This is a genomic window from Microbacterium sp. STRO-1N (assembly GCF_057748015.1).
In genome coordinates, this window is the sequence record NZ_CM173234.1 from 2,901,225 (window position 1) to 2,915,265 (window position 14,041).

11 protein-coding genes are annotated in these 14,041 nt (G+C 68.6%); 1 reads left to right on the top strand and 10 read right to left on the bottom strand.

Annotated features, from left to right (window positions below):
• Positions 1-80 precede the first annotated feature (80 nt).
• Positions 81-878 (top strand): DeoR/GlpR family DNA-binding transcription regulator, encoded by a 798-nt coding sequence (locus AC3ANJ_RS14285; RefSeq protein ID WP_488316875.1) that lies wholly within the window; start codon positions 81-83, stop codon positions 876-878.
• 1 nt (position 879) lies between these two features.
• On the opposite strand, the gene AC3ANJ_RS14290 is transcribed toward AC3ANJ_RS14285, so the two are convergent.
• The 10 genes from AC3ANJ_RS14290 to AC3ANJ_RS14335 all read right to left on the bottom strand — a co-directional run bounded on the left by AC3ANJ_RS14290 (position 880) and on the right by AC3ANJ_RS14335 (position 14,030).
• Positions 880-1,764, bottom strand: coding sequence for a LacI family DNA-binding transcriptional regulator (locus AC3ANJ_RS14290; RefSeq protein ID WP_488316876.1), 885 nt, complete (start codon positions 1,762-1,764; stop codon positions 880-882).
• Positions 1,765-1,819: 55 nt separating this feature from the next.
• Positions 1,820-4,072, bottom strand: a complete 2,253-nt coding sequence (locus AC3ANJ_RS14295; RefSeq protein ID WP_488316877.1) for an FAD-dependent oxidoreductase — start codon at positions 4,070-4,072, stop codon at positions 1,820-1,822.
• 48 nt (positions 4,073-4,120) lie between these two features.
• Positions 4,121-5,932 carry a BNR-4 repeat-containing protein gene (locus AC3ANJ_RS14300; protein WP_488316878.1) on the bottom strand — a complete coding sequence of 604 codons (1,812 nt, stop codon included), beginning with the start codon at positions 5,930-5,932 and terminating at the stop codon, positions 4,121-4,123.
• A 3-nt stretch (positions 5,933-5,935) separates the two neighbouring features.
• Positions 5,936-7,273, bottom strand: a complete 1,338-nt coding sequence (locus tag AC3ANJ_RS14305; RefSeq protein WP_488316879.1) for an extracellular solute-binding protein — start codon at positions 7,271-7,273, stop codon at positions 5,936-5,938.
• 48 nt (positions 7,274-7,321) lie between these two features.
• On the bottom strand, positions 7,322-8,260 hold the full coding sequence (locus tag AC3ANJ_RS14310; protein ID WP_488316880.1) for a carbohydrate ABC transporter permease: 939 nt from the start codon (positions 8,258-8,260) through the stop codon (positions 7,322-7,324).
• On the bottom strand, positions 8,257-9,111 hold the full coding sequence (locus AC3ANJ_RS14315; RefSeq protein ID WP_488316881.1) for a carbohydrate ABC transporter permease: 855 nt from the start codon (positions 9,109-9,111) through the stop codon (positions 8,257-8,259). The genes AC3ANJ_RS14310 and AC3ANJ_RS14315 overlap by 4 nt, the downstream gene beginning before the upstream one ends.
• A 265-nt stretch (positions 9,112-9,376) precedes the next feature.
• The gene (locus AC3ANJ_RS14320) at positions 9,377-10,597 is read right to left on the bottom strand and encodes an acetate/propionate family kinase (RefSeq protein ID WP_488316882.1); all 1,221 of its coding nucleotides are present in this window, start codon (positions 10,595-10,597) and stop codon (positions 9,377-9,379) included.
• Positions 10,594-12,708 carry a phosphate acetyltransferase gene (gene pta, locus AC3ANJ_RS14325; RefSeq protein WP_488316883.1) on the bottom strand — a complete coding sequence of 705 codons (2,115 nt, stop codon included), beginning with the start codon at positions 12,706-12,708 and terminating at the stop codon, positions 10,594-10,596. The genes AC3ANJ_RS14320 and pta overlap by 4 nt, the downstream gene beginning before the upstream one ends.
• Before the next feature lie 54 nt (positions 12,709-12,762).
• On the bottom strand, positions 12,763-13,437 hold the full coding sequence (locus AC3ANJ_RS14330) for a hypothetical protein (RefSeq protein WP_488316884.1): 675 nt from the start codon (positions 13,435-13,437) through the stop codon (positions 12,763-12,765).
• Positions 13,434-14,030, bottom strand: coding sequence for a rhomboid family intramembrane serine protease (locus AC3ANJ_RS14335; RefSeq protein WP_488316885.1), 597 nt, complete (start codon positions 14,028-14,030; stop codon positions 13,434-13,436). The genes AC3ANJ_RS14330 and AC3ANJ_RS14335 overlap by 4 nt, the downstream gene beginning before the upstream one ends.
• Positions 14,031-14,041 lie beyond the last annotated feature (11 nt).

The following is a 14,041-nucleotide window of genomic DNA, read 5'->3' on the forward strand; positions in this document are numbered from 1 at the left end:
GTAATGCGCCGAGCGTGCCCGACGCTACGCCCGCGCCGCGGCCGCATGGCAGACTGGCGTGCAGATCGAAAGGGGTCCAGGTGCTCGCTGCCGAACGCCGCTCGCGCATCGTCTCCGAAGTGCGCCGTGCCGGAGCCGCGGCCGTCGCCCACCTCGCGGCGACCTTGAACGTCAGCGAGATGACGGTCCGCCGCGATATCGACGTCCTCGCGCAGCAGGGCGTGCTGGACAAGGTCCGCGGCGGTGCCACGATCCCACGGGTGTCCGACCGGTCCGACGTCGATTTCGCGTCCCAGACGCGCCTCCGCCTCGCCGAGAAGAACGCGGTCGCCAGGAGCGCGGCCGAACTCGTCGAACCGGGGATGGCGATCGGACTCTCCGGTGGTACGACGGCGTGGGCACTCGCCCGCGTGCTGCGCGGCATCCCGGACCTGACGATCGTGACCAACTCGCTTCCGGTCGCCGATGTCTTCGCGCGCCCGGACCGCGCCGACGAGCCGTACACGCAGACGGTGGTGCTCACCGGCGGCGTCCGCACCCCGACCGATGCCCTCGTGGGCCCGATCGCCGTGCGCGCGCTCGAAGTGCTGCACTGCGACCTGGTCTTCCTCGGTGTGCGAGGCGTCGATCTCCAGGCCGGCCTGACGACCTCGAATCTGCTCGAGGCTGAGACCAACCGCGCCCTCATCGCGACAGGAAGCACGTCTGTCGTCCTGGCGGATCACTCGAAGTGGGGCGCCGTCGGGCTCACCACGATCGTGGACGTCGACGAGATCGACCGCCTCATCATGGACGACGCGCTGCCGGCCGATGCCGCAGAGCAGCTCGCCGCCCACGTCGAACTCACGCTCGCCCCGATCGAGGCCGCCGCGGACTGAATCAGCGTTCGGTCGACGCGCGCTTCACGATGCGCGCCCCGACGACGACGTGCCGCACCGGCATGTCCATACCGGGCGGCGTGTTCATCTGACGTTCCAGCTGGTCCAGGGCTGCGTCCACGAGCGCACCGTCGTCCGGGGCGACCGAGGTGAGCGTCGGGGCCGAGAAGCGCGCGGCGTGCACGTCGTCGAAGCCGATCACCGCCACCTCGGTCGGAACGCGGACACCGGCATCGTGCAGCGCCGACAGCACGCCGAAGGCGAGCGAGTCGTTGGAGCAGACCACCCCGTCGCACGCTACGCCGCGGGCGAGAAGATCCGCCATCGCGCGGCGCCCCTCCTCCGGCGTGAACGCGTCGACGGTCGCGACGAGCGCCGGGTCGTCGTCGATACCGATCCGGTCGACCGCCGTTCGATAGCCGGCGAAACGCTGATCCGCGGCATCCGACGGCAGGGCGTCCCGGCGGCCGATGAACGCGATGCGGCGGCATCCTGCATCGGCGAGGTGCACCGTCGCAGCATCCGTGCCGCCCTTGTTGTCGACCGTCACGTGCGTGAACGGGCTGACCTGGATGTGCTCGCCGAGCAGCACGATGGGCCCCGGCGCGGTGCGCCGGGTCAGATCGCCGACCGTGAGCGACCGAGGGATGTGGATGAGCCCGTCGATCGGAGGGAGACCGACCCCGTTCGCGATGTCGACTTCGCGCTCGTGGAGACCCGCGGTCTGCTGGATGAGGATCGACAGCCCTCGTTCGTGCGCCCGCGTGACGAACAGCGACGTGAGTTCCGCGAAGTACGGCTCGTTCAGGTCAGGGACGGCGAGCGCGACGATGCCGGTCCGCGTGCGCCGGCTCACCGGCGCACTGCGCGCATGCGCTTCGTTCACGGCCACGCTCCTCGTCGAGATGCTCTGGGATCTCACGCTACCGCCCACGGACGGCTCACCTCTGCACCCGGAACGCGACGACGCGCGCCTGCCGTGCGCCGTTCGTCGCGGACACCACCAGGCGCGCCGCGGAGAAGGCCCCGAGATCGGCCGGCAGCGCATGCTGACGATGCCTGCGCCGGTTGTCCTGCACATCGGCGATCGTGGTCCACCCGCCTGAGTCGAGGACCTCCAGCCGGTAGTCCCGCACCAGCTGCGGGATGACACGGTCAGGGCTCCGGTGGTGGTGCAGCGTGTTCAGCTCGAGGTCGACGTCGTCGTCGAAGACCAACCGGATCTCGCTCGCGATGACGGGTTCCTCCCAGTCCAGCCGCAGCCATTCGTCGTGTCCGGGCGTCATCGGCTCCGATGCCCACATGTTCGGTCCGTCGTAGGGTCGGTTGAATCCACCTGTCGCGCGCTCGGGGGCGAGAACCACGGATTCCCGGAGCGCCCGGAACAGCACCGAGCGTCCTCGGAGCGGTTTGGTCGGCCACTGCACGACCAGTTCGCCTCGGCTGATCTCGACGTTCTGATCGTCGTTGTCGATGCGATGGACGAGGGTGAGGACGCCAGGAGGCAGTTCGGTGGTGGTGAAGAGCGTCACCGTCGGATCGTGTCGGACGACCACGATCACGTTCCGCGCGCGATCGGGCGTGTACGGCAGCTCGATGTCGATCCAGCGCGCCTCGCCCGCCGGGAGGGGAACGGATGCCGCGGCCACCCGTTCCACCGGGATCACGTTCTGCGGGAGATCGGAGACGTACGCCTCGACGACGAGCGTCGTGTCGGCGTCGGCCGCCACGCGCAGGGCGATGCCGCCGAGCTCGTCGGTCACGGGCACGACGATCCCGATGTCGTCGGTCAACGGGTGCGGGATGCCGTCGCCGGCGGCATCCGTTCCGATCGTCCGGGTGAAACCGGATGCCGTGACCGACGCCGCCCTGGCGAGATCGTCCGGATCCTCGTTCGCCACGCCGATCAGCGTGGCGTCGGCGCGCAGGAGCGTCTGGCGCAGCTCGGGCAGGTGGTGCTGATAGAGCCCCCGCGGCGACGTGTCGTTGGACACGCTCAGCGCCGCGGCGGTACCAGCCGCCTCCCCCATCGCCGCACAGGTGGCCATGACCCTGGCCGCGCCGAAGGCGATGTGCGTCGCGGAGACGAGGCGACCGGCCATGAGCAGGTTGCTCACGTTCTGCGAATACAGCGACCGGTACGGGATCTCGAAGACGCCGTTGGAGAAACGCTGGACCGCGCCGGCGCCGGTCGCGTACATGCCGCCGGCCGGGTGCAGATCGATGGACCACCCGCCGAACGCGACGCCGTCCTCGAAGGACGTCTGATCGACGATGTCGCCCTGATGCAGCGTGTAGTCGCCGATGAACCGGCGGTACTCGCGCTTGCCGGGGATGTTGCCGATCCACTCCAGATCGAGAGTGTCGGCGTCGAAGCGTCCTGAGTTCTTGATGTAGTCCCAGATGCCGAGGATCACACCGCGCAGTTCGTCCCGGATGCGCTCGTTGTCGTCGACGATGTCCAGCTCGCCGCCCCACTCGACCCACCAGTACGCCGCACCGCTGTCGCCGGAGCGGATGATGCGGGACTCGGGGATCGGCGTCGTCGTGATGTCGATCGTCGAATCGGGCGCGACGAAATCGACCGGGCGCCCGAGGTCCTTGGAGTAGAACAGCAGCGTCGAGCCGAGAAACTCCTGTTTCGGCTCCTCGGGTGCCCACTCCTCCCCGAACTCCGCCTTGCCCTCCTTGCCGAGCCGGTAGCGCGCACCGGCCAGGTGACCGACGAGACCGTCGCCCGTGCAGTCCAGGAAGACCGGCGCGGTGAAGACCGTGGTGATCTCCGACCCCATGGTCCAGCCGGTGACGGAATCGATCACCCGGTCGTTCTCCGGCCCATGCGCGGCCACCTCACGGACATCGGTGTTCAGGAAGAGCGTGATGTTCTCCTCCGCCCTGACGGCATCCAGCACCACGTCATCCCAGTGGATCGGATTGCCCTCCGGGTTGCGGTACTGGTTCTCGACGTACAGCTCGCCGATGACCCCGGTCTCGCGTGCCCAGCGCTGGTTGCCGTGAGCCGTCGCCCCGCACACCCACACCCGCACCTCGGACGACGAGTTGCCGCCGAGGACGGGCCGGTTCCCGATCAACGCCACGCGCTGTCCGAGCCGGGCGGCTGAGATGGCGGCCGAGACACCGGCGAGACCTCCTCCGACGATGACGACGTCGGTCTCGATCCTCTGGCTGCGCATGTTGATGGGTTCCTTCCGTGGGTGGGGTGTGCGGGACGCGGGTGACGGTCAGCCGGTCGCGGCGATCGCTTCGATCTCGAAGATGCGGGCGACGTCGGTCTCGGATGCCGAGGGGTCGGAGATCTCCAGACGCACGCCGTCCGCGATCAGGCCAGCGGCGTCGACTCGGACGAGTCGATCCGTGTTGGCGGTGTACGCGCCGACCTCGGTCCAGCCGTCCGCGGTGTGCACGAGCACGGTGAATCCGCGCAGTACCGCTGAGGTGCCAGGATCCACGCTGTAGCCGCTGCGCACGCGGACCTCGCCGAGCGCAGTCGCATCGGGCCACGTGATCTCGATGCTCGGTGCGGCGTCACCGACCGCGGAGATCCAGCGGCTGGTATCCGTGCAGAGCCCGTCGACGGCGCGCTCCGGTCCGGTGTCGGCACGGAGCTGGGACGACGCAACGACGCTCGCCCCCTGGGCGACGTTGATGCCGCCCAGATCCCCGCGCAACGCGTCGACGATGTCCGCAAGCTGCTCGCCCTGGCGACGCGGGGCGAGACGTGGGACCTCGGCATACGACAGCCGAGCCGGGTTCGCGTTGGGCGCGCTGAGATAGAGCAGGTCGGTGCCGGCACCTGTCGTCGCGGCCCTGAGCCGTTGCTGACCGCTGCGCTGATCGCCGACCGGCTCGTACGTCCAGCCGTCCTGCCCCTCGGCCCGCTCGATCTTCACCACCTGGCTGCGCAGCTCGCCGCACACCTGGGCGGTGACGGCGGCATACACCCGCACCGTGGCGCCGTGCGCCGTCATGTCGATCGTCGCGCTGGTCGCGGTACCGGTGCCGAGTTCGGAGACATCGACGAGCGTCTCGCTGGACCAGGCGGTGCCGTCCCAGGACGCGTGCAGCACGTCGTAGGCCGTCGCGTCCTTCTCGACGAAGCGGTACGTGATGCCGACGAGCTGATCACCGCGCAGCGCCATCTTGGCGGTCTGGAGCGCGGGCGTGTAACTGGAGATGTCCTCGTCCGCACCGAAGTCGCGCCAGATCACCGCGCCGCCGCTGTCCGGCGTGACCGGTCCGGCGATCGTCTGCCCTGCGATGTCCTCGGTCTCGCCCGTGGACGGGTCGTACACGGCGTACGAGCCGAGGTGACGGGACGGGTCGGCGGGCCAGGGGCCCCACTCCCAGAGCACGTGCACCCTGCCGTCCGCGTCCACCTGCAGGTCATCGGGGTAGAACGAGAACCCGACCGCGCCGGCGATCGTCGTCTCGCGCTGCCAGGCTCCGGCATCCGGGTCGTAGTGGTAGAGCACCCCGTCGCGCCGTCGCTGCGGGTCCGCACCGCTGCGGACCAGCAACCAGGCCTCGCCGTCCACGCCGTGCGCGGTGATCGGATAGGTGATGGTCGCCGACTGATCCGGCATCTCCGCAGTGGCATCGACGAGGCTCGTGACATCGCCGGCCGTCTCGGAGCGGAAGTAGTTCCACTGCTCGTGGTGCATCGAGACGAAGGCGTGGATGGTGCCCCCGCCGTCCACGACGATCGACGGCTGGTTGTGGCCGTTGTCGTCGACGAAGCTCACGCACGCGCCCGCCGCATCCTGAAGACAGCCGTCCGTCCAGGTGCCGTCCTGGGAACGCGCAGCGACATGCACCTGGTGCGTCGCTGCGGTCGAACCAGGGGCGTTGTAGGCGAAATACGCGATCCCGTCGACCTCATCGATCGGGTTCCACCATCCCGCCTGATTGGAGGCGTCCACGCGGAACGGCAGGTCCTCCACGGTCTTCTGCGGCGGTGCGGCGACGGCAGGAAGGATCCCCGCCGTCGCGAGCATCGCACCGGCGAGCGCGCCGACCGCGATACGACGACGCATGGCTCAGCCGACGAGCTTCTGGGCGGCTTCGCCTGCCGCCTTCATGGCGTCAGCGGGCGTCGCCGAGCCGACGAGGACGGCCTGCACCTGCTCGGCGATCTCGGTCTCGATCTGGGAGTACGTCGTGAAGGCCCAGAAGGGGTTGGATGTGGCCGTCGCCGTGATGCGTTCGCTGAACAGGGTGCCGAACACGTCGTCCTTCACGACGTCGGACTCCTGCGCCTCGGTGGTCACCGGCGGCAGGCCGCGCACGGCGTAGTCCGCCAGCACGGTGTCGAGGTCGCTCGTCGCGAACTGGGCGAAGTCGCCGGCGGTGGGTGCGCCCTCCCCGTCGATGACGGCGATCGCGCCGCCCCAGACCAGTGCCCGAGGCGTGTCGCCGTCCTTCAGGACCGGACGCGAGACGGGCGCGAGCTTGTTCGCGAGGTCGGGGTCCGGCGACTCGCCCACGACCGCGTTGCGCCCGACGGGTGCGTCGTCGTAGATCGCGGCGCGCCCCTGCGCGAAGAGCGACCGCGCATCGAACCGATCGACATCGGCCGCGATGAGTCCCTGGTCGTACAGGCTCTTGTACCAAGTGACGGCCTCGATCGAGGCGTCGTCGCCGATGGTCACGGTGTCGCCTTCGACGAGCGGGCTGCCGAAGGTCTGCATCCAGATGAGGATGTCCTTCAGCTGCGCCGCCTTGGTGGATGCCGCATACGGGATGAGTCCCCCGCCGAGCCCCTTGAGGTCCTTGAGCGTCTTCTCGTACGCGTCGATCGTGGTCGGGAACTCTTCAGGAGTCACCCCGACCTTGGCGAGGAGCTCGGAGTTCGTCACGAGCCCGATCGCGCCGATCGTCCACGGCAGGGCGTACTGTGTGCCGTCGAACTGCGCGGCCTTCAGCGCAGCATCCGTGTAACCGCGTCCCTCGGTGAGCGACGAGAGGTCCTGGAGCTTGCCGAGTGCGGCCAGCGACCCGAGCCATGCGACGTCGACGTGCGCGGCACCGGTGAACTGACCGCCGCGCACCTGCAGCAGCAGCTGGTTGAAGTACTCGTTGTAGGGGAAGGAGACGTCCTTCACCTTCACGGACTGCTTGTCCTGGTAGGACGCGACGATCGCTTCCAGCGCGGGGGCCGCCGCCTCCTCGGTGAAGGACCACGAGGCGAACGAGAAGTCCGTCGGGTCGGTACCGTCGAGTCCGGCCGCGGAGCCGGAACCGGACGCCGGTCCGGTTCCGCCGCCGGTGCCGGTCGGCGCACAGGCCGCCAGCGTCACGGCTGCGGCGCCGATGCCGAACAGCTGCAGAGCGCGGCGACGGTTGAACTCGAGGTTCATGAGGGGTGATGCGGACATATCGTCCTCCTTGTCGATGTGTCTGGTGAATGGGAATACGCGTGCGGATCAGCCCTTGACCGCGCCGGCAGTCATGCCGCCGACGAGGAAGCGCTGGAGCAGGATGAAGGCGATCGCGACGGGGAGCGAGACCACGAGGGATGCCGCCATCAGCTCGGGCCATGCCGTGGACGCCTCGCCGACGTACGTGTTGACGAGTCCGGGTGGCAGTGTCTGCTTCTCGGGTCCGGCGAGCGTCAGCGCGAAGATGAAGTCGTTCCAGCCGCGGACGAACGCGAACAGCCCGGCGGCCACGAGGCCCGGTGCGGAGAGCGGCAGCACGATCGAGTGGATGATGCGAAGCCGCGAGGCGCCATCCATGCGCGCGGCCTCGATGAGCTCGTCAGGGATCGTGTCGAAGAAGCCCTTCAGCATCCAGACGCACAGCGGCAGGGTGAAGGTCGTGAACGACAGCACCAGCGCGGTGTAGGTGTTCAGAAGGTTGTAGGCCGCGAACACCGTGTACAGCGTCACCAGCAGCAGCGCCTGCGGGAACATCTGAGACGCGAGCACGAAGTACATCAGCGCGCGGCGCCCCGTGTAGCGGAACTTCGAGAACGAATAGCCCATATAGGCCGACACGAGCACCGAGAGGATCGCAGTGATGACCGACACGATGACGCTGTTCTGGAGATAGACGAACAGCTGCGGGTTGGAGAACAGCGACGTGTAGGCCTCGAACGAGATCTCGGTCGGGAAGAGCTTCGGCGGGTACGCGAAGACATCCGTCTTCGGCGTGAGCGACGTCACGAGCAGCCAGCACACCGGCAGCAGCGCGAAGCCGCCGAAGACGATGATGGTGAGCCACGCGGCGATCCGAACGCCAGGGCGCTCACGCCGCTCGGCGGATGCCGGACGCGGCTTGCGCGCCTTGCGAGGTGGGAGCACTTGAGCGGCCGTGGCCCCCGCTGAGGCGGCCGGGTTCTCCGGCAGCAGTGTGGCGGTCATTTCTTCTCCCCCTTCTCCGAGAAGCGCACATACACGACGACGAGGATCATCAGCAGCAGGAGCCAGAGCAGACCCAGCGCGCCGGCGTGGCCGAGGTCGAAGCTGTGGAAGGCGGTCTCGTAGACGGCGGTCGCGAACGTTTGCGTGCTCCCCGCCGGCCCACCGCCAGTGAGGACGTAGATGATGTCGAAGTGCTGGAAGTTCCAGATGAACTCGAGCAGCAGGACGAGTCCGATGATCCCCTGCATCTGCGGGACCGTGATGGAGAAGAAGCGGCGGATGGTGCCGGCGCCGTCGATCTCGGCGGCCTCGTGCAGTTCGCGCGGCACGGTCTGCAGACCCGCCAGAAGCATGACCATCATCCAGGGGAACGACTGCCAGGTCTTGGCGATGATCACGGCCAGCATCGCCGTGCCCGGCTGCGCGAGCCATGCCTGCGGTTCGTCGATCAGGCCGATCCCCTGCAGCAGGGCGTTCATCACGCCGTAGTTCGCGTTGAAGATCCACATCCACAGGAACGACACCACGACACCGGGCACCAGCCACGGAATCAGCATGAGGCCGCGCATGACCTTGGATCCGGCGATGCGGGTGTTCAGCGCCAGCGCCAGCCCGAACCCGATGATGAACGGCAGCACCGTGGTCCCGATCGTGAAGACCATCGTCTGGGTGAACAGCGTCGCGAACTCGCTCTGGAGGACGTCGATGATGTTCTGCATCCCGACGAACTCCCGGCCCGGGTACAGCAGGCTCTGCTCGAAGAAGGCGGTGACGAGACTCGTGATCAGCGGATAGACCACGACAGCCGCGAGCAGCGCGAGCCCGGGGACGACGAGAAGGAACGCGAACATCCTGTCCGAGATACGTCTCGGTTTGTTCACTTCTGTTATTTGTTGTGAAGTCATGTTTCCCACGTCTCTGTGCGGACTCTGTCGCCTTTGAGCAGACAACCAGCAGGGCTGCGGAACAAGCATCGCCGAGCCGGAGACGCTCGTCAATTCTCGACGGTAACGCTTGAGTAACAGGAAGTTCTAAACTGTTAGAACTAGTTCATTTGCGATGTCCAGTTCAGGCATCGCGAAACACTCTGCCGCCAAGGGCAGGGAACGAGACGTGTCAGGCCAGGCTGAGCGCCTGACGCGCGATCTCGAGTTCCTCGTTCGTCGGGACCACCAGGACCTGAACGCTCGACGTCGCCGTCGAGATGCGCCGGATACCGGGGAGCCGCTGATCATTCGCCACGGCGTCTATCTCGAGACCCAGGAATCCGAAGGTCGCCAGCGACTCGGCACGCACGCGCGCGGCGTTCTCGCCCACACCGGCGGTGAACGAGATGACGTCCACTCCCCCGAGTTGCGCGATGTACGCCCCGACGTAGGCCCGCAGGCGGTGGATGTACACGTCGAACGCCAGCGTCGCGGCATCCTCTCCGGCATCCACACCGGTGAGGATGTCGCGCATGTCGCTGCGTCCCGCCAGCCCCAGCAGGCCGCTCCGCTTGTTCAGCAGCGTGTCGAGGTCGTCGGTGCTCATGCCGGCGCGGCGCGCGAGATGGATCAGCACAGCGGGGTCGATGTCGCCGGAGCGCGTGCCCATCACGAGCCCTTCGAGCGGCGTCATGCCCATCGAGGTCTCGACCGAACGCCCGCCGTCGATCGCGGTCATCGAGACGCCGTTGCCGAGGTGGAGCACGATCTGCCGCAGGTCCTCGAGCGGGCGATCGAGGAAGAGCGCCGCCTGCTCGGAGACGAACTTGTGACTCGTGCCGTGGAAGCCGTACCGGCGCACCCGATGCCGCTCGGCCACGGTCCTGTCGATCGCGTACGTGTAGGCCGCCGGCGGCAGCGTCTGGTGGAACGCCGTGTCGAACACGGCGACGTGCGGCACGGATCCGAAGGCCCGACGGCCCGCGCGGATCCCGGCGACCGCACCGGGGTTGTGCAGCGGAGCGAGCTCTGAGAGGTCCTCGATGTTGATCTCGACCAGATCGTCGATCGGCGTCGGGGCGAAGAAGCGGGCGCCGCCGTGCACGACGCGGTGCCCGACCGCGACAGGCGGGCTGTCATCCAGCTGCGGCCCGTGCTCGGCGAACTGCTCGAGCATGACCCGGAACGCCTCGTAGTGGTCGGCGATCGGCCGCGAACTGCGATGCTTCTCATCGAGGACGGTCGGGGCCGCGGACCCGTCGGAGACGCGCCGGACGGTGTGCGTGATGTCACCGGCATCCTGCCCGATGCGCTCGATCAGCCCCTCGCCCAGCGGGAGTTCGCGGTCCATGTCCATCAGGCTGTACTTCAGCGACGACGAGCCGCTGTTGATGACGAGGACGACGCTCATGCGGCACCGCCCTGCGCCTGGATCGCCGTGATCGCCACCGTGTTCACGATGTCGTCGACGAGAGCGCCGCGACTCAGATCGTTGATCGGCTTGTTCAGTCCCTGCAGGACCGGTCCGATCGCGACGGCCCCCGCCGAGCGCTGCACGGCCTTGTACGTGTTGTTTCCGGTGTTGAGATCGGGGAAGACGAACACGGTGGCACGCCCTGCCACGTCGGATCCGGGCAGTTTCGCCTTCGCGACGGCCGCATCGGCGGCGGCGTCGTACTGGATCGGCCCCTCGACGAGGAGCTCCGGCGCCCGCTCGCGCACGAGCGCTGTCGCTTCGCGCACCTTGTCGACATCGGCCCCTGATCCGGACTCCCCCGTCGAGTACGACAGCATCGCGATCCGCGGGTCGATGCCGAACTGCCGTGCCGTCTGGGCGGACGAGATCGCGATGTCGGCCAGCTGGACGCTGGTCGGGTCGGGGATCACAGCGCAGTCGCCGTAGACGAGCACCCGATCGGCGAGCGCCATCAGGAAGACGCTGGAGACGACGTCGACGCCCGGTCTGGTCTTGATGATCTCGAAGGACGGTCGGATCGTATGCGCCGTGGTGTGCGCCGCCCCCGAGACCATGCCGTCGGCGAGCCCGAGATGCACCATCATCGTTCCGAAGTACGACACGTCGGTGACGGTGTCGGCAGCCTGCGCCAGTGTCACGCCCTTGTGCGCACGCAACCGCGCGTACTCGGCGGCGAACTTCTCGACGTACGCAGGATCCGTCGTACTGATGATCCGGGCTGCCGAGATGTCCAGCCCCAGCTCCGCGGCTCGCGCCCTGATCGCGGACTCCTCGCCCAGGATCGTGAGTTCGGCGACGTCACGCGCCAGCAGCGTGGCCGCCGCCCGGAGGATGCGGTCGTCGCCGCCCTCGGGCAGCACGATGTGCTTGCGGTCGGAGCGCGCCCGCTCGATGAGGCCGTACTCGAACATGAGCGGCGTGACGACCGTCGCCTCGGCCAGCCCCAGCAGACGCGTCAGCTCCGAGATGTCGACGTGCGTCTGGAAGAGGCCGAGCGCGGTGTCGTAGCGGCGGCGCGAATCCGCTGCCAGGCGACCCCTCGCGCCCATCACCCGGACGGCGGTGTCGTACGTGCCGAGGTCCGTGGCGATGATCGGCACGCGCGACGCGAGCCCGTCCAGGAGCCTCTCGATCGTCTCGGGGAGCGGGAACGGTCCGTTGAGGACGATGCCGGCGATCGACGGGAAGGTTCCTGCCGCGTCCGCCAGCAGCGCGGCCAGCAGTACCTCGGTGCGGTCGGCGGGGATGATGACGACCGAATCGGCGGTCAACCGGGGCAGCACGTTCACCATCGACATGCCGGCCACGACGACGCTGAGCGCCTCCCGCGCGAGCAGGTCGTCGTCGCCCTTGACGAGGCGGCCGTCGACGGCGGTGAGGATGCCCCGGATCGACGGCGCGACGAGCGAACGGTCTTCGGGGATCGTCCACACCGGAGTCGCCTCCGACTGCACCGCATGCACGGCGTCGATCGTCTCGATCGCGGCATCCGGGTCCGCGCGGTTCACGATCACGGCGAACAGTTCGGCCCGCTCGGCGGCGAGCTCGGCAAGCGCGAGGGCCGCCAGCTGGCTCACGGCGGCCGGCGTGCGCGCGGTGGTCGTGCCGAGCTGCTCGGCTCGCTGCTGCTGGTCACGGCCGGACAGCACGAGCAGCACCGGGGCCGCGAGGTTCGCGGCGATCCGGGCGTTGTAGCCGAGCTCGGCCGGGCTTCCGACATCGGTGTAGTCGCTGCCGATGACGACGACCGCATCGCACTGCGCCTCGACGGCCTTGAACCGGGCGATGATCGTGGCGAGCGCCTTGTCGGGGTCGGCGCGAACGTCGTCGTACGTGACGCCGACGCAATCCTCGTAGTCGAGATGGACCCCGTCGTGCGCAAGCAGCAGCTCCAGCACGTAGTCGCGCTCGGCGGACGAGCGCGCGATCGGCCGGAACACCCCCACGCGCGGCGTCACGCGCATGAGCGCGTCGAGCGCCCCCAGGGCGATCGTGGATTTGCCGGTGTGCCCCTCAGCCGAGGTGATGTAGATGCTCCGCGCCACGCCCCCAGCCTACGGCGGTGCGCCTGACCACGGTGGCCCCGGAACCGGAGAAGTTCAGTCGCCGGTCTCGCAGGCGCCGGACAGCGCATCCACGACGGCCTCGGCATCCGATCGGAAGGCCGCGTAGTGCGTGGGGTCGGTGTTGACCTGCACCCGGTGGATCGCGAGCGACGGCTCGAGGTCCTGCCAGCCGGGCAGCCGAGCGAGGCGGTCGAAGAACAGCGCGGCCGAGGATGCCGGATCCATCCGCTGCTCGATGCTCCCCCACCAGTCCTGCTGCTGGAAGAGACCGATGCTGCTGGTCCGCGAACCATCGGGATTCGTGACCCCCGACGTCTCCCAATCGCCGTAGTCGAGCGCACGCAGGGAGCTCTCGCCCATCGCCGCCATCACGCCGATGACCTGTCCGTCACGGCCCAAGCCCCGCTCGCGTGCGGTGAGCACGATCGTCGCGGCGTTCTCGAGCTGCTCGCCCTGCCAGCCCTCGATCCCCGCGGCCGGGAAGCTCGCCGGTTCGGCAGCGCAGACCGGAGCCTGCGCGGTCGTCATCGGCAGCAGGACGGCCAGCGCGGCGATGGCCGCGACGGAGCCGGCGCCGATCAGCACGCGCCGCAGCAGGAGCCGACGTCGCCGTCGCAGCGCTGCACGCTTGCGGGCGCTGAGCCTGCGTCGGCGAGCGGGCCGCCGCGTGACGGGTCGCCGCTTGGTCGCCGTGCGGCGAGTGCTCACGCCGGCCGCCCCGAGGATCGCCCGATGAACACCGCGATGCCGCCGCCGATCGCGCCGAACAGGTGCGCCTGCCAGGAGACGCCATCGGCTGCTCCGAACACGCCGACGAACATTGCGGTGCCGTACAGCACGATGACGATCACGGCGATGAGCGCGTAGCCGATCCGGTGCGCCACGCGCCCAGGCGCGAACACCCGCATGACGACGTAGCCGAAGTATCCGAACACGAGGACGGATGCACCGACCGTGAGTGTTCCCGGTGCGTTCACGAGCCACGTCCCCGCGCCGCCGACGACGGCGATGATCGCGGTCACCAGCCAGAAGCGGGCGGCACCCTCGATCGCGACGAGGCAGCCCAGCACGAGAAACGGCAGCGAGTTGGCGATCAGATGCGCCCAGTTCGCGTGCAGGAGCGGGCTGAGCACGACACCGCCGAGGCCAGACAGGTCCCACGAGCGGAGTCCGAATCCGGTGAAGGACCCTGGCAGCACGGCATCGGCGAGCTGGACCGCCCACATCAGCGCCAGCAGGATCACCGGCGACGCGAAGCGGGCGACGGCGCTCTGTCTTGCTGGAGTCCGCGGGGTGGTCACATCCAGATCCT

Excerpts from the sequence above, each read along its gene's own strand:
- AC3ANJ_RS14295 (WP_488316877.1), bottom strand. The coding sequence starts at position 4,072 with ATGCGCAGCCAGAGGATCGAGACCGACGTCGTCATCGTCGGAGGAGGT.
- AC3ANJ_RS14300 (WP_488316878.1), bottom strand. The coding sequence starts at position 5,932 with ATGCGTCGTCGTATCGCGGTCGGCGCGCTCGCCGGTGCGATGCTCGCG.
- AC3ANJ_RS14305 (WP_488316879.1), bottom strand. The coding sequence starts at position 7,273 with ATGTCCGCATCACCCCTCATGAACCTCGAGTTCAACCGTCGCCGCGCT.
- AC3ANJ_RS14310 (WP_488316880.1), bottom strand. The coding sequence starts at position 8,260 with ATGACCGCCACACTGCTGCCGGAGAACCCGGCCGCCTCAGCGGGGGCC.
- AC3ANJ_RS14315 (WP_488316881.1), bottom strand. The coding sequence starts at position 9,111 with ATGTTCGCGTTCCTTCTCGTCGTCCCCGGGCTCGCGCTGCTCGCGGCT.
- AC3ANJ_RS14320 (WP_488316882.1), bottom strand. The coding sequence starts at position 10,597 with ATGAGCGTCGTCCTCGTCATCAACAGCGGCTCGTCGTCGCTGAAGTAC.